The 16,678-nt window shown below is 65.0% G+C and carries 19 protein-coding genes; 14 read left to right on the forward strand and 5 right to left on the reverse strand.

The window, feature by feature from the left end; genetic code table 11:
* The first annotated feature begins 76 nt into the window (after nucleotides 1-76).
* Genes QOS90_RS08835 through QOS90_RS08870 form a run of 8 tightly spaced genes read left to right on the forward strand, consistent with a single transcriptional unit; the run spans nucleotide 77 to nucleotide 6,146 of the window.
* Nucleotides 77-1,270 (forward strand): PepSY-associated TM helix domain-containing protein, encoded by a 1,194-nt coding sequence (locus tag QOS90_RS08835; RefSeq protein WP_027596196.1) that lies wholly within the window; start codon nucleotides 77-79, stop codon nucleotides 1,268-1,270.
* Nucleotides 1,267-1,806, forward strand: a complete 540-nt coding sequence (locus tag QOS90_RS08840) for a PA2404 family protein (RefSeq protein WP_027596195.1) — start codon at nucleotides 1,267-1,269, stop codon at nucleotides 1,804-1,806. The genes QOS90_RS08835 and QOS90_RS08840 overlap by 4 nt, the downstream gene beginning before the upstream one ends.
* Nucleotides 1,803-2,123, forward strand: a complete 321-nt coding sequence (locus tag QOS90_RS08845; RefSeq protein ID WP_027596194.1) for a hypothetical protein — start codon at nucleotides 1,803-1,805, stop codon at nucleotides 2,121-2,123. The genes QOS90_RS08840 and QOS90_RS08845 overlap by 4 nt, the downstream gene beginning before the upstream one ends.
* A 26-nt stretch (nucleotides 2,124-2,149) precedes the next feature.
* Nucleotides 2,150-2,719 carry a DUF6162 family protein gene (locus QOS90_RS08850; RefSeq protein ID WP_027596193.1) on the forward strand — a complete coding sequence of 190 codons (570 nt, stop codon included), beginning with the start codon at nucleotides 2,150-2,152 and terminating at the stop codon, nucleotides 2,717-2,719.
* A 16-nt stretch (nucleotides 2,720-2,735) separates the two neighbouring features.
* Complete coding sequence (locus QOS90_RS08855) at nucleotides 2,736-3,638, forward strand: metal ABC transporter substrate-binding protein (RefSeq protein ID WP_027596192.1); 903 nt, start codon at nucleotides 2,736-2,738, stop codon at nucleotides 3,636-3,638.
* Nucleotides 3,635-4,384 carry a metal ABC transporter ATP-binding protein gene (locus QOS90_RS08860; RefSeq protein WP_027596191.1) on the forward strand — a complete coding sequence of 250 codons (750 nt, stop codon included), beginning with the start codon at nucleotides 3,635-3,637 and terminating at the stop codon, nucleotides 4,382-4,384. The genes QOS90_RS08855 and QOS90_RS08860 overlap by 4 nt, the downstream gene beginning before the upstream one ends.
* A complete protein-coding gene (locus tag QOS90_RS08865; RefSeq protein WP_027596190.1) occupies nucleotides 4,381-5,280 on the forward strand; it encodes a metal ABC transporter permease in 900 nt (299 codons plus the stop codon). The genes QOS90_RS08860 and QOS90_RS08865 overlap by 4 nt, the downstream gene beginning before the upstream one ends.
* Complete coding sequence (locus QOS90_RS08870; protein ID WP_027596189.1) at nucleotides 5,277-6,146, forward strand: metal ABC transporter substrate-binding protein; 870 nt, start codon at nucleotides 5,277-5,279, stop codon at nucleotides 6,144-6,146. Before QOS90_RS08865 ends, QOS90_RS08870 begins: the two co-directional genes overlap by 4 nt.
* Before the next feature lie 98 nt (nucleotides 6,147-6,244).
* Here the strand turns inward: QOS90_RS08870 and QOS90_RS08875 are convergent, their stop codons facing one another.
* The 5 genes from QOS90_RS08875 to QOS90_RS08895 all read right to left on the reverse strand — a co-directional run bounded on the left by QOS90_RS08875 (nucleotide 6,245) and on the right by QOS90_RS08895 (nucleotide 9,425).
* The gene (locus QOS90_RS08875) at nucleotides 6,245-7,297 is read right to left on the reverse strand and encodes a DUF1615 domain-containing protein (protein ID WP_085273126.1); all 1,053 of its coding nucleotides are present in this window, start codon (nucleotides 7,295-7,297) and stop codon (nucleotides 6,245-6,247) included.
* Between the two features lie 26 nt (nucleotides 7,298-7,323).
* The gene (locus QOS90_RS08880; protein WP_085273125.1) at nucleotides 7,324-7,875 is read right to left on the reverse strand and encodes a hydrolase; all 552 of its coding nucleotides are present in this window, start codon (nucleotides 7,873-7,875) and stop codon (nucleotides 7,324-7,326) included.
* A gap of 57 nt (nucleotides 7,876-7,932) precedes the next feature.
* Complete coding sequence (locus QOS90_RS08885) at nucleotides 7,933-8,652, reverse strand: thioesterase II family protein (protein WP_027596186.1); 720 nt, start codon at nucleotides 8,650-8,652, stop codon at nucleotides 7,933-7,935.
* Nucleotides 8,649-8,870 (reverse strand): MbtH family protein, encoded by a 222-nt coding sequence (locus QOS90_RS08890; protein ID WP_003256222.1) that lies wholly within the window; start codon nucleotides 8,868-8,870, stop codon nucleotides 8,649-8,651. Before QOS90_RS08890 ends, QOS90_RS08885 begins: the two co-directional genes overlap by 4 nt.
* 153 nt (nucleotides 8,871-9,023) lie before the next feature.
* A complete protein-coding gene (locus tag QOS90_RS08895) occupies nucleotides 9,024-9,425 on the reverse strand; it encodes a hypothetical protein (protein ID WP_027596185.1) in 402 nt (133 codons plus the stop codon).
* Between the two features lie 345 nt (nucleotides 9,426-9,770).
* Here QOS90_RS08895 and purU point away from each other — a divergent pair, with 345 nt between their 5' ends.
* Genes purU through QOS90_RS08925 form a run of 6 tightly spaced genes read left to right on the forward strand, consistent with a single transcriptional unit; the run spans nucleotide 9,771 to nucleotide 16,592 of the window.
* Nucleotides 9,771-10,637, forward strand: coding sequence for a formyltetrahydrofolate deformylase (gene purU, locus QOS90_RS08900; RefSeq protein ID WP_027596184.1), 867 nt, complete (start codon nucleotides 9,771-9,773; stop codon nucleotides 10,635-10,637).
* Nucleotides 10,634-11,545: a bifunctional methylenetetrahydrofolate dehydrogenase/methenyltetrahydrofolate cyclohydrolase FolD gene (gene folD / locus QOS90_RS08905; RefSeq protein ID WP_027596183.1), complete on the forward strand. Its 912-nt coding sequence runs from the start codon at nucleotides 10,634-10,636 to the stop codon at nucleotides 11,543-11,545. The genes purU and folD overlap by 4 nt, the downstream gene beginning before the upstream one ends.
* The gene (locus tag QOS90_RS08910; RefSeq protein WP_019099481.1) at nucleotides 11,527-12,768 is read left to right on the forward strand and encodes an FAD-dependent oxidoreductase; all 1,242 of its coding nucleotides are present in this window, start codon (nucleotides 11,527-11,529) and stop codon (nucleotides 12,766-12,768) included. The genes folD and QOS90_RS08910 overlap by 19 nt, the downstream gene beginning before the upstream one ends.
* A 12-nt stretch (nucleotides 12,769-12,780) precedes the next feature.
* On the forward strand, nucleotides 12,781-13,086 hold the full coding sequence (locus QOS90_RS08915) for a sarcosine oxidase subunit delta (protein ID WP_027596182.1): 306 nt from the start codon (nucleotides 12,781-12,783) through the stop codon (nucleotides 13,084-13,086).
* Nucleotides 13,083-15,986 (forward strand): 2Fe-2S iron-sulfur cluster-binding protein, encoded by a 2,904-nt coding sequence (locus QOS90_RS08920; protein WP_085273124.1) that lies wholly within the window; start codon nucleotides 13,083-13,085, stop codon nucleotides 15,984-15,986. The genes QOS90_RS08915 and QOS90_RS08920 overlap by 4 nt, the downstream gene beginning before the upstream one ends.
* 3 nt (nucleotides 15,987-15,989) lie before the next feature.
* Nucleotides 15,990-16,592, forward strand: coding sequence for a sarcosine oxidase subunit gamma (locus tag QOS90_RS08925; RefSeq protein WP_085273123.1), 603 nt, complete (start codon nucleotides 15,990-15,992; stop codon nucleotides 16,590-16,592).
* Nucleotides 16,593-16,678: the final 86 nt, after the last annotated feature.

Here is a 16,678-nt window from a genome sequence, read left to right on the forward strand (position 1 = left end):
CATTCTCATTCGTCTTTATAAGTGCAGCCCTCTTGGTTGGGCATAAGCTCGACTACACATTTCAGAAGACGATCAGATGGCCAAATCCCCGAAAAAATCCAAATCCAAGTTGTGGTTCCTGGTCCACAGCTGGCTCGCCCTCCCGATCTGGTTCTTCGTGCTGATCGTCTGCTTTACCGGCATGCTCGCCGTGGTCAGCCAGGAGATTGTCTGGCTGGCCAACCCGGACGTGCGCGCCAGCAAGCCTGACGGCGATGCCGAACGCCTGAGTTACCAGCAGGTGCTCGATGCCCTGCACAAGGCCGAGCCGGACATGGCCGTGGAGTCGCTGAGGCAGCCGGATGGCTCGCACTTCGCCCTGACCGCCGATGTGACCTTCCCCGATGGCACTAGCCCAACGCTCTACGTCAACCCATACACCGGGGCCATCCAGGGCAAGAGCCCGGACTTCAACTTCGAAGGCTTCACCCGCGCCTTGCATGGCTGGTGGCTGGTGCCCTTCACCAATGGCTTCAGCTGGGGTTGGTACCTGGTCTCGATACTCGGCCTGCCGATGCTGGCCTCGCTGGTCACAGGCCTGGTGGTCTACAAGAAATTCTGGAAGGGCTTCTTCAAGCCCGTTCGCACCGGCCATGGCTCACGCATCTTCTGGGGTGACCTGCACCGGCTGGCCGGGGTTTGGTCGATCTGGTTCATCGCGGTCATTTCCATTACCGGTACCTGGTTCCTGATCCAAGCGATTTTGTTCGACAACAACATCAGCATCTCCAGCCGACCTATCGTGCCGGTCATCGCCCGTGAGGATGTGCCGCAGACAGCCGATGGCAGCCAGGCACCGCGCATCGATGTGGATGAAGCGGCGCGCATCGCCGGCTTGGCGATCCCGGGCCTGGAGATCAGCTCCGTCTCACTGCCGGCTACTGCCTACAGCCATGTCACCCTGGGTGGCCGCGGCTGGTACCCGCTGATGTTCCAGTCGGCCGCCGTCAACCCCTACACCAGCAACGTCGACAGCCAGTTCCTGATCAGCGACCGCTCTGCCCTGGAGTTCGTCACCGAGTCCATGCGCCCCCTGCACACCGGCGACTTTGGCGGCCTGGCGATCAAGCTGATCTGGTTCTTCTTTGGCCTGGTCCTCACCCTGATGGTGTTCAGCGGCCTGTTGATCTGGACCAAACGCACCGCCCAGGCGACCGCCGCCGCCCTCAAGCGCAGCGAGCGTGCGCCACGCGCGGCCAGCCGTGAAACCACCGTGGAGATCCGCCCATGAGCCAGGCCAAGACCCTGCCCGCCAGCCCGCTCAAGCAGTGGTGGCTGAAATGGCGCTTCCACCTGAACATCCTGCTGATCCTCATCCCGCTGGGTTTCATGCCCAAGTACTTCGAAAACGCCAGGCTGTTCCGTGGCGACGCCGGGCTGGGGGCGAACGTGATCAGCGACATCCAGGTCGGCCCCTACAGCCTGAACTTGGCCGAACTGCGCGACGAGGCACCACGCGCCGACGGCCCCGCCGGCCATTTCAAGTCGTTCAGCGCCTCGCTGTGCAAGGCCTGCATCAATGACGTCAAGGCCGTCTACCTGCGCATCGGCAAGCCGCGCAGCCTGCGTGCTGCTGGCACCATTTTCTTCGGCGCGCCGTACCGCATGGGCACCAACCTGCTGATACCGCCGCGTACCCAGCCTGATGCACAGATCTGGATCACCCTCGAAGGCTGGGACGGCAGCATGCACCAGGCTTCGGTCCCCCTGGCCAAGGCATCGCCCGCCACCGTGGCCTGGCTCGAGAAACAAGGAGGCAAGAAATGAAACACCTGATGCGTAAGCTCGCCCTGCCCTTGCTGGTACTGGCCGCAGGCCCGGCCCTGGCCCACAACCCGATGTGCGAATGCGAAGAAGTGGCCAGCGGCCAGGTCAAATGCACCGGCGGTTTCTCGGATGGCAGCGGCGCCCCTGGGGTGACCCTGGATGTGATCGGCTATGACGAGCAGGTGCTGGTCGGCGGCAAGCTCGGCGACGACTCGACCCTCACCTTCAAACGCCCCGACGGTGAGTTCTACGTGCTGTTCGATGCAGGCCCTGGGCATGTCGTCGAAGTCGACTACGCCGACATTGCCCAGCCATGAACAGCCCGGCCATGAATAGCCCAGCCATGAACCGCGCCCAGGTAGTCCGCCCGGCCGGTGCCGGCCACGAAACCCTGTACGTGCTGCTGGTCAGCCTGCTGATCGTGGTGCTTGCCGCCACGGTGGTGATGCTGCGTGGCGAACGCGAGGACGAACAGACCATCGCCAGCCACCAGATCGACGCCCGCCGCGACCTGACCCCCGCCGAACAAGGCCTGTACACCGACCTGCGTGTGGCCTTCGACGAGATCCAGTTGCTGCGCGAGGAAACCGCCGCCGTGCCCAGCATACAAGCCCTGGCCGACGACGGCTTGCCACCTTTTGTGGTCGATGCGGGCAGCCAGAGCCGCGGTGGCCACCAGTGGTCGTGGCTGGCAACTGGCGCCTACCTGGGCCGCAGCCAGGCCCCTCAGGTGGCCGGCAGCCTGCTGCTGATTCTGCCTGACGACAGCACTGGCCAGCCGGATGTGTGGCTGCGCCGCGACAGCGCCGCCGTTACGCCGGACGACCTGGGCCACGCCGCCCTGATCGCCGCCGGCTGGCAACAGGTGGTCAGCCACTACGACGCCGGGGTCACCCGCGAACACCGTCACTGAACCCAAGGACTCCCCCATGTTCCGCTCCGCCCTCGCCCTGCTCCTGGCCCTTGCCCTACCGGCATTGGCCCTGGCCGATAACGGCAAGCCACTGCGCATCGGCATTACCCTGCACCCGTACTACAGCTACGTCAGCAACATTGTCGGTGACAAGGCCGAAGTGGTGCCGCTGATCCCGGCGGGCTTCAACCCGCATGCCTACGAGCCGCGCGCGGAGGACATCAAACGCATCGGCACGTTGGACGTGGTGGTGCTCAACGGTGTGGGCCATGACGACTTCGCCGACCGCATGATCGCGGCCAGCGAAAAACCCGGCATCGCCACCATCGAGGCCAACCAGAATGTGCCGTTGCTGGCCGCCACCGGCATCGCCGCGCGTGGCGCCGGCAAGGTGGTCAACCCACACACCTTCCTGTCGATCAGTACCACCATCGCCCAGGTCAACAACATTGCCCGCGAACTGGGCAAGCTCGACCCGGACAACGCCAAGTTCTACACGCAAAACGCCCGCGCCTATGCCAAACGCCTGCGCGCCCTGCGCGCCGAGGCCCTGGCCAAGGTCACCGAAGCGCCCAGCGCGACCTTCCGCGTGGCGACCATCCATGCGGCCTACGACTACCTGGTGCGCGACTTTGGCCTCGAGGTCACTGCTGTGGTCGAACCGGCGCACGGCATCGAGCCAAGCCCGGCCCAGCTGAAAAAGACCATCGACCAGCTCAAGGCGCTGGACGTGAAGGTGATCTTCTCGGAGATGGACTTCCCGTCCGCCTACGTCGAGACCATTCAGCGCGAATCGGGCGTGCGCCTGTACCCGCTGACGCATATTTCCTACGGTGACTACACCAAGGAAAAGTACGAAGTGGAGATGAAGCGCAACCTCGATACCGTGGTCCGCGCCATCCAGGAGAACCGCGCATGACCGCCGCCGCCCACCTCGCCGCGGCCAATGGGCCGCGCATCGAGTTTGCCGGCATCGACCTGACCTTGGGCCGCACCCGCATTCTCGAACAGGTCAGCTTCAGCGTGGCGGCCGGCAGCGTGCATGCGATCGTCGGCCCCAATGGCGGCGGCAAAAGCTCGCTGATCAAGACCCTGCTCGGGCAGATGCCGCACCAGGGCCAACTGACCCTGCACTGGCCGAGCCCCCACGAAGTGATCGGCTACGTGCCCCAGGCGCTGGAGTTCGACCGTGGCCTGCCGATGACCGTGGACGACTTCATGGCCGCCATGTGCCAGCGCCGGCCCGCCTTCCTCGGCCTGTCACGCCGCGTGCAACCGGCCATCGATGCCGCGTTGGCCCGGGTCGGCATGCTCGACAAGCGCAAGCGGCGCATGGGCGCGCTGTCCGGCGGTGAACGCCAGCGCGTGCTGTTGGCACAGGGGTTGATTCCCGAGCCGCAACTGCTGGTGCTGGATGAACCCATGTCGGCCCTCGACGAAGCGGGCATTCAGGTGTTCGAGCAGCTGCTGCACGGCTGGCGCCAGGCTGGCACCACCGTGTTGTGGATCGAGCACGACCTGGAGGCCGTGCTGCGCCTGGCCGACCGGGTCACTGGCCTGAGCCGCCAGGTGCTTTTCGACGCCCCACCCGCACAGGCCCTGACCCCAGAGCGCCTGCTTGGCCTGTTCTCCGTTCACCCGCGCAGCGAGAGCCTTGCCTCATGAGTTTTGAAGCATTTCGCCAACTGGTCCAAGAATGGGCCAACACCGGCTACCTGCCCGAGGCGCTGGCCTACGGGTTCGTGGTCAATGCCCTGTTGGCCGGCCTGATGATCGGCCCGGTGCTGGGCGGTTTGGGCACCCTGGTGGTGGTCAAGCGCTTTGCCTTCTTCTCCGAGGCGGTCGGCCATGCCGCGCTCACGGGGGTTGCCATCGGCATCCTGCTGGGCGAGCCGTATACCGGTCCTTACGGCAGCCTGTTCGGTTACTGCCTGCTGTTCGGCATCCTGCTCAACTTCCTGCGTAACCGCACCGGGTTGTCGCCGGATACGCTGATCGGCGTGTTCCTGTCGGTGTCCCTGGCCCTGGGTGCGAGCCTGCTGCTGATGCTGGCGGGCAAGATCAACGTGCACATCCTCGAAAACGTGCTGTTCGGCTCGGTACTGACGGTCAGCGCCCAGGACCTGGTGGTGCTGGGTATCGTCGCGGTGCTAGTGCTGGCGCTGGCCTTGCCACTGTACAACCGCATCATGCTGGCCAGTTTCAACCCGCAACTGGCGGCGGTACGCGGAGTGGCGGTAAAGACCCTGGACTACCTGTTCGTGGTACTGGTGACCCTGGTCACGGTGGCGTCGGTGAAGGTGATCGGGGCGATTCTGGTCGGTGCGCTGCTGGTGATTCCGGCAGCTGCGGCACGCCTGGTCAGCCAGTCGCTCAAGGGCTTTTTCTTCATTTCGGTGCTGATCGCCACGCTGAGCACCCTGCTCGGCATCTTGTTGCCGATCGTTTGCGACCTGCCGGTACCTTCCGGCGCTGCGATCATTCTGGTCGCCGGCATTTGCTTCGCCTTGGCCGCACTGGCCCGCGCGCTTGTTCCACGCCTGCAAGGAAACCCGGCATGAACCTGAAACAGCTGACCTTGGCACTGACCCTGGCGGGCCTGCCTTCGCTCTCTTTTGCCACGCAAGTGCTCACCACCTTGCCGGTGACCCACAGCCTGGCCACGGCCCTGCTCGACGGCACTTCGGTGCAGCTCAAGCGCGCAGCGCCTGCCAACCTGCCGGCCAGCCGCCAGCCTTCGTACTTCAGCAGCCGCGGCGGCGAAAGCCTGGCAAACGCCGCGCAACAGGCCGACGCAGTCATCGGGGTGCGCTCGATCTGGCGTGACGACCCGCTCTACCCGATGGCCCGGCGCAGCAATATCCGCATCGTCGAAATTGATGCAGCGCGCCCGGTGGACGGCGCCTTGCCAGGGATTGCGGTGACCGGCGACGACGCCTACGGCGCCTACCCGTGGCTGAACCCGACCAACCTTGGGCGCATGGCCGATGTGGTGGCCAATGACTTGGAACGGTTGTCGCCGGCCGACAAGGCGAAGATCCAAGGCAACCTGGCCGGCCTCAAGCGCCAGCTGCTGGAGCTGACGGCCAGCAGCCAGACGCAGCTGGCCGAGGTAGACAACTTGACCGTGGTCAGCCTGTCCGAGCGCTTGGGCTACCTGGCCAGCGGGTTGAACCTGGATGTGGTGGAGCAGGCGCTGCCGGCCGAGGGCAAGTGGGATGCGGCGGCGCTCAAGGCGCTAGGGGAAAACCTGAAAAGTCAGGACGTGGCATTGGTGCTGGACCATCGCCAGCCGGAGCCAGCGGTGGCTGAGGTGATCAAGGCTGCAGGGGCCCGGTTGGTGGTGGTGAACAGTGATGCCGATGATGCGGTGGCCGGGTTGAAGGCCAGTGTTGACCAAGTGGTTGGCGCCTTGAGCGAAAGCTGATGCCGCCTGTACTGGCCTCTTCGCGGGTAAACCCGCTCCCACAGGTCTCCGTCGGTGACGGGCCTGGCCGGGAAGAGGCCGGCACAGGCCATCGACATTCAGCGCTTCATGCACCGCTGGTACCGCTCATCCACCCTGCCCGCAAACCACGCGGTGGTGAGCTTGCGGGTAATCTTCGGGCTCTTCAGCTCGATCCCCGGCAAGACCGCACGCGCCACCGGTTTACCTCCCGCCGCATCCGCCAGCTCGAACACACCGCTGTACAGCTTGCTGTCTTCAAAGGCCAGGCTGTCACCCGACTCCAACTGGCTGCGAATCTGTGGGTTGCGCAAACCCAGCTTCACCCCCAATTTGCGCGCCGCCAGTTCGGTAGTACCGGGCATGATCGCGCCGGGGGCAATCAGGTCGCCATCCAGCGCCAGGCTGGTGCCCGTCACCTTGCTCAGCGCCGCCTGGAACGCCGCATTGCGGCTGGCATACCAGCCTGCATTGAAATCAGCGAAGCGGTACAGCTGGCGATCGTAATGCGCCGGGTAGCCCAGCAAGTGGGCAATGCCGAAATACAGGCCGCCACGGCGGCTGAACACTTCCTGGCGGATCGTGCCTTCATAGCTGTAGGGGTAGTCCTTGGCGTGCTTTTCGGCGAAGTCGATGCTGACCTGCATCGGCCCGCCGGTGTGCACCGGGTTGAGCCCACCCAGCAAGGTCTTGCCCAGTGGCAGGCGGGCGATGACTTCGTCGTACAGCGCACTCAGTTGCTTCTCGCTGCGCACGGCCAGCAGCCGCTGCTGGTAGCTCTGGCCGTTGCCGGAAGGCGTCTTCAGCGCGCCATCCACCAGCAGGCGGGGAATGTGCAGGCGCGCGGCGCGGCGGTCGATTTCGTCGCGGGCGATGCGCCCGAGGTTGGGCACCTGTGGGTCGGCGTTGAAGGTCGACTCCTGCTCGGTCACCGCCAGTACCGCGCACAGGTTGCTTTTGCTAGGCGCAATGCGCTGGGCTTCGAAGGCCTGTTGAATGTCCTTGGCCCAGCCTGCACGGTCTTTGGCTTGCGCGGGTAATAAGCGCATCAGTTGGGCGCGCACCTTGGCCGGGTCCGCTTCAGGCTCTTCTTCGCGACGCCCCGCGCAGCCTTGCAGCAGCGCCAGGGCCATCAGGGCCGTCGCCAGTAACCGCGCGTTCAGGGCTGCTCACCGACCAGGTAGGTCTTGCTGATATGGCGGAACTGCGGGTGGCTGGCACTGCCCATCAGTTCGAACAGCACCATCTCACGGGTGACGATATGCGCCCCGGCTGCGCGCATGCGCGCCAGGCCCGCGGCCTTGCTGGCTGCGGTGCGGCTGTCACAGGCATCCTCGACCACGAACACCTGCTTGCCCAGCGCCAGCAGGCCGAGCACGGTTTGCAGCACACAGACGTGGGTTTCCATGCCGCAGACGATCACCTGCTCACGCGCCATCAAACTGGCCGGCAGGCACTCGGCGGCCACACAGGAGAAATGGCTTTTTTCCACTACCTGGGCAGTAGGCGCTGCAGCGGTCAGTTCCGCCAAGGTAGGGCCAAGCCCTTTGGGGTACTGTTCGGAAATGACCGTCGGCAGTTCCAGCTCCGCAGTCGCCGCCAGCAACCAGCGCGCTCGCGCCCGAGTGCCTTCGGGATCGCTCATGGCGCCGATGAGTTTTTCCTGGATGTCGACGACCAGCAGCGTGGCCTTGTGTGGATCGATCAGCATTGTCTGCCCCTTGCCTGGGAAAAGGTCTAGCCTCCCCCAGGCAAGCGGTGACGTCAATCAGGCCGAAAGCCGATGTGGCTCAAGCGACGCGGCCAGCACGCCGAGCACACGGTCTTCGTGTTCGTGGATGAAGAAGTGGCTGCCGGGGAATATGTCCAACGAAAAGTCGCCCAGGGTTTCCTTGCGCCAGGCCAGCAGTTGCTCCTCGCTGGCCCGGTCGTCTTCGCCGCCCAGCACGTGCAGCGGGCATTGCAACGCTGGCCGCTGACGATAGGCATAGCGGCCGCACAGCAAAAAGTCGGCGCGCAGGATCGGCAAGGTCAGGCTCATCAACTCGGCATTGCCCAGCACTTCCTCTGGCGTACCGTTGAGTTCGCGCAATTCGCTGATAAGCTCATCGTCGCGCTTTGGGTCGCGCCAATTCTTACCCTCGTAGTCTTCGCGCCGGGTGGGGGCGGCGGTGCCGCAGGCGAACAACGCCAACGGCGGCGCACACCCCAGCGCCTGTAGCTCATGGGCCAGCTCGAAGGCCAGCAGCGCGCCCAGGCTATGACCGAGCAAGGCATACGGCGCGCTGGCGGCCAGGCGTTGCTCGGCCGCCAATTGCCGCGCAAGTGCCTGCATGTCGGTCTGCAGCGGTTCGCCCATGCGCGCACCGCGCCCAGGCAGCTCCACCGGCCGCACCTGCAACCAGGCCGGCAGCTTGCGCCGCCAGCGGCTGTAAACCATGGCGCTGGCCCCGGAATACGGCAGGCACAGCAGGTTCAGCGAGGTCACTGCGCTGCGGCTTCGGCCATCTTCTGGCGCAGGCTCAGCGGGCGCATGTCGGTCCAGACCTCGTCGATGTAGGCCAGGCAGTCTTTCTTCAGGCCGCTCTTGCCTACTGCTCGCCAGCCATTGGGGATTGCCTTGTAGTCGGGCCAGATCGAGTACTGCTCTTCGTGGTTGACCACTACCTGGAACTGGATATCGTCGCGGTCGAATACGGAAGTCATTGCCTGTCTCCTTGAGTGATAGGTGCCGGTACGCGCTTGGCGTAGGACGGTTCTCAAGTAGACGTAAGGCGGTGCGGAAAAATTAGGGGGTGATTGATAGGGGGCATGGCGTTGTTTTTGCAGCGCCTGGGAGATCGAGCGCCGCCCATCCCCTCACGCCCCCCGCAGCAAGTCATGGTCATCCAGCAACCGATAAGCCACCTGCGGATTACGCTCCAACCCCCGCCGAATCGCCGCCGGTATCAACTGCCGGGTCTTGCGACAAAGCCCCGGTTGTTCATCCAGCTCGATGACGATCCCGCGCATGGTCCGCACCTCATTGAACCCCGGGGCAATGTGCACACGGATGCCAAGGTTTTCATACATCCGCTGTTGCAGGCGCTGCAGGTCTTCCAGGTCCTTGAGGTTCTCCAACCGCTCGAGCAGGCGCTTCTCCTCCTGCCGCGTGAGCAGGAGGATGCGCTGCGCCGCTGACGGCTGCTCGGCCAGGTGCTCGCGGCCGCAGTTACAGGCGCCAGGGGGGCACGGTTGGCGAAGGTTGGGTGGTGTGCTCATGGGGCAAGCATAGCCTTCTTCGCCATCAAGCCCCAATTCGAACCTGTTAGGGCCAAAAGGGCCGCTGCGCGCCCCATCGCCGGCAAGCCAGCTCCCACGAGAATGCGCGGTTCCTGTGGGAGCCGGCTTGCCGGCGATGGGCTGCACAGCAGCCCCAGTGCCTCAAAATCCAATTTATTTCCTGACAGGCAAAAAAATTTCACAAAGCGCTAGACCTGAACCCATCACTTCGCCTATAAATCGCCTAAAGGAAATTTATATTCCTACCAAGAAACACCCTTCGCCATCCCGCGAATCCCTTTGCCCTTGTGCCCGACCTGCCCCACTCCACCACGAGGCCCCGACATGCATCCCGCTCCCGATCATTTCATCCTGCGCGTCAGTTGCCCGGCCGTGTCCGGCATCGTCGCCGCGGTGACCACTTACCTGGCCGAGCAAGGTTGCTACATCAGCGAGATGGCGCAGTTCGACGACGAGGACAATGGCCGCTTCTTCATGCGCGCAGTGTTCCGCTACAACACCGGTGTCAGCGGTGATACGCCGCAACTGGAAGCGGGCTTTGCCGACGTCGCCCAGCGCTTCGACATGCAATGGAGCCTGCACAGTAGCGCCCGGCCGATGCGTGTGTTGCTGATGGTCAGCAAGTTCGACCACTGCCTGTCCGACCTGCTCTACCGCCACGCCAAGGGCGAACTGGACATGCACATCACTGCCGTGGTTTCCAACCACCTGGACCTGCGCCCCATGGCCGAACGCCAGGGCATCCGTTTCGTCTACCTGCCAGTAACCAAAGAAACCAAGGCCGAGCAGGAGGCCGCGCTGATGCGCATCGTCGAGGACACCGGCACCGAGCTGGTGGTGCTGGCGCGCTACATGCAAATCCTCTCCGACGACCTGTGCCGGCAACTGTCGGGCCGGGCGATCAATATTCACCATTCGTTCCTGCCCGGTTTCAAAGGGGCCAAGCCTTACCACCAGGCTTACCAACGCGGGGTCAAGCTGATCGGCGCCACCGCACACTACGTCACCAGCGACCTCGACGAAGGGCCGATCATCGAGCAGGAAGTGCAGCGCGTGGACCACGCCTACGCCCCTGACAACCTGGTAGCCATCGGCCGTGACACCGAGACCATCGCCCTGTCGCGTGCGGTGAAGTACCACCTGGAACACCGGGTGTTCCTCAACCACGACCGCACGGTGATCTTCAAATGAACGCCCTCCCCAGCGTCAAGCTGATCGACGGTAAGGCAACGGCGGCGCGGGTGCTGGCCGAGGTCCGTGAGCAGGTGCACACCCTGCGCCAGGGCGGTGTGCAACCAGGCTTGGCCGTGGTGCTGGTAGGCGCCGACGCCGCCAGCCAGGTGTATGTACGCAACAAGGTGCTGCGCGCCGAGGAAGTGGGCATCCGCTCCCTGGAACATCGCCTGCCGGCAGACACGTCTCAAGCCCACCTGCTGACCCTGATCGACCGGCTCAACCGTGACAACGCGGTCAACGGCATCCTCGTGCAACTGCCCTTGCCGGCACACATCGACGCGCACCGCGTGCTGCAAGCCATCAGCCCGCTCAAGGACGTGGACGGCTTCCACAGCGAGAACGTCGGCGGCCTGGCCCAGGGCCGCGACGTGCTCACCCCCTGCACCCCCAGTGGCTGCATGCGCCTGTTGCGCGATGCTTGCGGTGAGTTGCGCGGCAAGCATGCGGTGGTGGTGGGGCGTTCGAACATTGTCGGCAAACCCATGGCCGCCCTGCTGCTGCAAGCCGACTGCACGGTGACCGTGGTGCACTCGCGCAGCCACGACCTGCCGGCGTTGTGCCGCCAGGCCGACATCCTCGTTGCTGCGGTGGGCAAGCCGCGCCTGATCGGCGCCGACTGGCTCAAGCCTGGCGCAGTGGTGATCGACGTCGGCATCAATCGCATCGATGAAGACGGCCGCAGCCGCTTGGTCGGCGACGTCGATTTTGCCGCCGCCCTGCCCCAGGTCGCCGGCATCACCCCAGTGCCCGGTGGCGTCGGTCCGATGACCATCGCCTACCTGATGAAAAACACCTTGCTCGCCCTCGACCTGCAACAACAGGCCGCCCAACAGGAGCGCACCGCATGCCTTTCGCCCTGCTGAAATACGGCCTGAGCGCCGACTACCCGGTGGAGGTCGACCTGCCGCCACCCTGCGAACTCAAACCGCGCTACGACGTAGTGATCATCGGCGGCGGCGGCCACGGCCTGGCCATCGCCTACTACCTGGCCAAGTACCACGGCATCACCAACGTCGCGGTGCTGGAAAAGGCCTACCTGGGTGGCGGTAATACCGCACGCAACACGGCGGTGATTCGCTCCAACTACCTCACCAGTGAAGGCGTGCGCTTTTACGCAGAATCGGTGCGGATGTTCCAGAACCTGTCCAACGAGTTCGACTTCAACATCATGTACTCCGAGCGCGGCCAGCTGACCCTGGCGCACACCGACGCCACCGTGCGCGCCTTCCGCCAGCGTGCCGAGGTCAACAAGCACTTTGGCGGGCGCACCGAGATGATCGACCGCCAGCAGATCCGCGAACTGGTGCCGAGCCTGAACCTCGACCCCGGCCACCTGCCGGTGCTGGCCGGGCTGTGGCACATCGACGGCGCCACCGCACGCCACGACGCGGTGGCCTGGGGCTACGCCAAGCAGGCCGCCAAGCGCGGGGTCGAGATCCACCAACTGACCGAGGTGCAGGACCTGCTGATCCGCAATGGCCGCATCGAAGCGGTGAAGACCAACCGCGGCACCGTGCAGTGCGGCTGCGTGGTGCAGGCCGTGGCCGGGGCCAGTTCGCTGTTGATGGCCAAGGCCGGCATCCGTGCGCCGATCCACACCTACCCGCTGCAGGCCATGGTCACCCAGCCGTTCAAACCGTTTCTCGATCCGCTGGTCAGCTCGTCAGCACTGCACTGCTACGTGCAGCAGACCAGCCGTGGCGAGATCGTCTTCGGCGGCGGCTCCGACCCCTACCCGCTGTACAACACCCGCTCCACCCTCGATTTGAAGGAAAGCCTACTGGCCCACGCCATCGAGATGTTCCCGTTCATGGCCAACGCCAAACTGATGCGCCAATGGGCCGGGATGACCGACATGACGCCGGACTACAGCCCGATCATGGGCCTGTCGCCGGTCGACAACTACTACCTGGACGCCGGCTGGGGTACTTGGGGCTTCAAGGCCACACCCATCTGCGGCAAGACCATGGCCGAGCTGGTCGCCAGTGGCGGCAAGGTGCCAGAGATGATCGCGCCCTTTGCCCTGGAGCGCTTCAGCCGCTTCCAGCAAGTCAACGAAATGGGCGCGACCGCCGCCAGCCACTGAAAGGAACGCACGATGAAGATCCTGACCTGCCCCTTGAACGGCCCGCGCAACATCAGCGAATTCACCTACGGCGGCGAGTTCAAGCACATGCCCGACCCGGCCGTCTGCAGCGATGCCGAATGGGCCGACTACGTGTTCAACAGCGACAACCACGCCGGTGTGGTCATCGAGTGGTGGCTGCACAACGCCTCCAGCTACTGGTTCCTGGCCGAGCGCCACACCGTCAGCGACCAGGTGCTGCGCACCTTCGACCCGAAAGAACGGTTCGACCGCCGCGTCGACTTTACCCCCGCCGCCACCCCGGAGATCGCCGGATGAACAGCCACACTCGCCTCCCCGCGCCCATGGGCCTGCTGATCGACCGCGAGCGGCCCCTGCGTTTCAACTTCGATGGCCAGGCCTGCTCAGGCTTTGCCGGTGACAGTATCGCCAGCGCCCTGCTCGGCAACGGCCGCTGGTTGCTGTCGCGCTCGTTCAAGTACCACCGCCCGCGAGGCCCGCTGAGCCTGGCCGGGCAGGATGCCAACACCCTGGTGCAACTGCCCGACGAACCCAACGTGCTGGCCGACATGGAGGCGGCGCGTGATGGGCAGGTGGTCGAGGGGCAGAACTTCAACGGCAGCCTGGAACACGACCGCGACGCCTACCTGGGCACGTTTTCGCGGTTCATGCCGGTCGGTTTCTATTACCGCTCGTTCTACAAGCCCAAGGGCATGTGGAAGGTCTGGGAGCCGCTAATTCGCAAGAAGGCCGGCCTCGGCGTGCTGGACCTCGGCTTCAAGCCGCAGTACTACGACAAGGCCTATCTGTTCGTCGATGTGGCGGTGATCGGCGGCGGCCCTGCCGGTTTGCGCGCCGCGCTGGACGCGGCCAACGCCGGGGCCAAGGTGCTGCTGATCGAGCAGCAACCGGTGCTGGGTGGCTCGCTCACCTACGCCCGTTTCGACATTGCCGGCACCCGCGCTGCCAGCCTGCGCCAGGAGCTGCTGGCCGCTATCGAGGGGCACCCGAACATCCAGGTGCTGCTGAAAGCCACCTGCAACGGCTGGTTCACCGACAACTACCTGCCGGTGATACAGCACAAGCGCCTGTACAAGGTACGCGCCACGCGCTGCCTGGTGGCGGCGGGTTCGTTCGACCAGCCGGTGGTGTTTCGCAACAACGACTTGCCCGGGGTGATGCTGACCAGCGCCGCGCAACGGCTGATGAAGCTCTACGCGGTCAAGCCGGGGCAACGGGCGGTGATCCTCACGGGGCACGATGACGGCTACCTGGCCGCGCTCGACCTGCAGGAGCAAGGTGTGGCCATTGCCGCCCTGGTGGACATGCGCGCCGCGCCCGCCGATGCCGCGCTGGCTGCCGAATTGAAACGGCGTGATATCCCCATTCATCTGGGCAGCACCGTCTATGAAGCCCTGCACGACAAGGGCATGCGCCATGTGACTGGCGTCGATATCCGCCCGATCACCGGCCAGGGCAAGGTCGGCGACCATGGCCTGCGCCTGGCTTGCGACCTGCTGTGCATGTCGGCCGGCTACATGCCGGTGTACCAACTGCTGTGCCAGGCTGGCGGCAAGCTGGCCTATGACGTCAACCGCGACGAGTTCACCCTCAGTAACCTGCCGGCCGGGCTGGATATCGCAGGCTCGGTGAACGGCCGGCATGTGCTAAGCAATGTGCTCACGGACGCCACACGCGCAGCTAGCGAGGCCCTGGCGGCGCTTGGCCTGGAGGCCCCTGCGCAGGCAAGCTTCGTCGCAGAGGCCAAGGTCAATCATCCGTGGCCGATCTTCCCGCACCCCAAGGGCAAGGATTTTGTCGACTTCGACGAAGACTTGCAGGTGCGCGATATCGTCAACGCCACCCGCAGCGGCTATCGCGATGTGCAACTGGTCAAACGCTTTTCCACGGTCGGCATGGGCCCGTCCCAAGGCCGTCACTCGGCGCTGCCCACCGCGCGCTTAGTGGCCCAGGCCACGGGCCGCAGCATCAGCGAAACCGGTGTAACCACAGCACGGCCACCGTTCCAGGCCGAGAAACTGGCCCATGTGGCGGGCCGCGCATTCGACCCCTATCGGCAAACACCGATGCACCGCCGCCACCTGCAAGCAGGCGCGAAAATGATGCCCGCCGGCATCTGGCACCGCCCGGCCTACTACGGCAAACCCGAGGACCGCGAACGCTGCATGCAGGAAGAAGCGCGGCATGTGCGCGAGAAGGTCGGGCTGATCGACGTCTCCACCCTCGGCGGCCTCGACGTGCGCGGCCCGGACGCGGCCGAGCTGCTCGAGCGCTTATACACCTTCGGCTTCGCCAAACTGGCGATCGGCCGCACCCGCTATGCACTGATGACCAACGAGCACGGCGTGGTGATCGATGACGGCGTCTGCGCACGCCTGGCCGAGCAGCACTTCTATGTCAGCGCCACCACCAGTGGCGTCGACCGCATCTACCAGCAGATGCTCAAGTGGAACGCGCAGTGGCGCCTGGACGTCGACATCACCAACGTCACCGCCGCCCTGGCCGCCGTCAACCTGGCTGGCCCCTTGTCGCGCCAGGTGCTGGCCAAGGTGTGCGAAGGGGTGGAACTGTCGGCCGCGGCCTTCCCTTACCTGGGCGTACGCCTGGGCAAGGTGGGGGGTATTTCGGCGCGCATCCTGCGGGTCGGTTTCGTCGGCGAGCTGGGCTATGAAATCCATGTGCCGGCGCGCCATGCCGAACGCCTGTGGGACGCCTTGATGCAAGCAGGCGCCGGGCTGGGCATTCGCCCGTTCGGGGTCGAGACCCAGCGCCTGCTGCGGCTGGAAAAAGGCCATGTGATCATCAGCCAGGACACCGATGGCATGACCCACCCCGCCGAAATCGACATGCAGTGGGCGATCGGCCGCAAGAAACCGTTCTTCGTCGGCAAGCGCTCGATCGAGATCCTCGAAGCGCAGCCGCTCAAGCGCAAGCTGGTCGGGTTCACGCTGCCCAAGGGCAGCCCGCAGCCACTGGAAGGCCACCTGGTACTGGACGGCCCGGACATCAGTGGCAACGTCACCTCGTGCGAGTACTCGCAAACCCTGGGTCAGATCATCGGCCTGGCTTACGCCGGCGCCCACCAAGCCACCCCCGGCATGCACATCCCAATCCGCGTGGAGGGCGGTGTGATGGTCAATGCCAAGGTGGTGCAACTGCCCTTCCATGATCCCGACAACCTGCGCCAGGAGCTGTGAGCCATGACTAGCCTGAAGACAGAACAGTGCTTCTCTCCCCAGCCACAGGCCGAGCCACTGCTGACCTGCGCGCTGACCGACCTGACCGACCTGGCGCGGGTGGGTTTTCGTGGCGCCGACAGCGCGGCCTACCTGCAAGCACGCGGCTATCGTTTGCCGCCACAGCCCAACCAAGCGCTGCGCCAGGACGACGGTAGCTGGGTGGCGCGGCTGTCGGCCACCGAATACCTGCTGCTGGGCAGTTTCGCCGACCAAGGGGCGCGGATTGCCGCCGAAGAGGCCGACTGGGTGCAGGAGGCCCAGCGCAACTACCTGCTGCCGCGCCAGGACAGCCACGCCTGGCTGCAGCTGTCGGGGCAGCATTGCGGCGCGGTGATGGCCAAGCTATGCGGGGTTGACCTGCGTGCCCAGGCGTTCCCGGTCGGGGCCGTGGCGCAGACATCGGCGGCGCGGATCAATGTGATCGTGGTGAATGTCGGGCGTGAAGCGGTGCCTGCCTTGCAACTGCTGTTTGACCGGGCTTCGCGGGCGTATTTTTGCGAAGCGATGCGCGATGCGATGGCGGAATTTGAAGGGGTGGAGATTGCACTGGACGCTGCGTACTAGCGGCAGGCGCGATTGAGGTAGGAGCAGCCTTGTGCTGCGAAGAGGCCCGTACCCGCAGCGAAGATCCACGGTGTTGCCACCGGCCT

Source organism: Pseudomonas sp. LAIL14HWK12:I10 (genome assembly GCF_900184205.1).
In the GTDB taxonomy this organism is placed as follows: Bacteria; Pseudomonadota; Gammaproteobacteria; order Pseudomonadales; family Pseudomonadaceae; genus Aquipseudomonas; species Aquipseudomonas kermanshahensis.

Coding starts and splice junctions, on each gene's coding strand:
- QOS90_RS08855 (WP_027596192.1), top strand. CDS start 2,736: ATGTTCCGCTCCGCCCTCGCCCTGCTCCTGGCCCTTGCCCTACCGGCA.
- purU (WP_027596184.1), top strand. CDS start 9,771: ATGCATCCCGCTCCCGATCATTTCATCCTGCGCGTCAGTTGCCCGGCC.
- QOS90_RS08870 (WP_027596189.1), top strand. CDS start 5,277: ATGAACCTGAAACAGCTGACCTTGGCACTGACCCTGGCGGGCCTGCCT.
- QOS90_RS08925 (WP_085273123.1), top strand. CDS start 15,990: ATGACTAGCCTGAAGACAGAACAGTGCTTCTCTCCCCAGCCACAGGCC.
- QOS90_RS08895 (WP_027596185.1), bottom strand. CDS start 9,425: ATGAGCACACCACCCAACCTTCGCCAACCGTGCCCCCCTGGCGCCTGT.
- QOS90_RS08845 (WP_027596194.1), top strand. CDS start 1,803: ATGAAACACCTGATGCGTAAGCTCGCCCTGCCCTTGCTGGTACTGGCC.
- QOS90_RS08915 (WP_027596182.1), top strand. CDS start 12,781: ATGAAGATCCTGACCTGCCCCTTGAACGGCCCGCGCAACATCAGCGAA.
- QOS90_RS08880 (WP_085273125.1), bottom strand. CDS start 7,875: ATGCTGATCGATCCACACAAGGCCACGCTGCTGGTCGTCGACATCCAG.
- QOS90_RS08875 (WP_085273126.1), bottom strand. CDS start 7,297: ATGGCCCTGGCGCTGCTGCAAGGCTGCGCGGGGCGTCGCGAAGAAGAG.
- QOS90_RS08910 (WP_019099481.1), top strand. CDS start 11,527: ATGCCTTTCGCCCTGCTGAAATACGGCCTGAGCGCCGACTACCCGGTG.
- folD (WP_027596183.1), top strand. CDS start 10,634: ATGAACGCCCTCCCCAGCGTCAAGCTGATCGACGGTAAGGCAACGGCG.
- QOS90_RS08835 (WP_027596196.1), top strand. CDS start 77: ATGGCCAAATCCCCGAAAAAATCCAAATCCAAGTTGTGGTTCCTGGTC.
- QOS90_RS08860 (WP_027596191.1), top strand. CDS start 3,635: ATGACCGCCGCCGCCCACCTCGCCGCGGCCAATGGGCCGCGCATCGAG.
- QOS90_RS08850 (WP_027596193.1), top strand. CDS start 2,150: ATGAACCGCGCCCAGGTAGTCCGCCCGGCCGGTGCCGGCCACGAAACC.
- QOS90_RS08865 (WP_027596190.1), top strand. CDS start 4,381: ATGAGTTTTGAAGCATTTCGCCAACTGGTCCAAGAATGGGCCAACACC.
- QOS90_RS08920 (WP_085273124.1), top strand. CDS start 13,083: ATGAACAGCCACACTCGCCTCCCCGCGCCCATGGGCCTGCTGATCGAC.
- QOS90_RS08840 (WP_027596195.1), top strand. CDS start 1,267: ATGAGCCAGGCCAAGACCCTGCCCGCCAGCCCGCTCAAGCAGTGGTGG.
- QOS90_RS08890 (WP_003256222.1), bottom strand. CDS start 8,870: ATGACTTCCGTATTCGACCGCGACGATATCCAGTTCCAGGTAGTGGTC.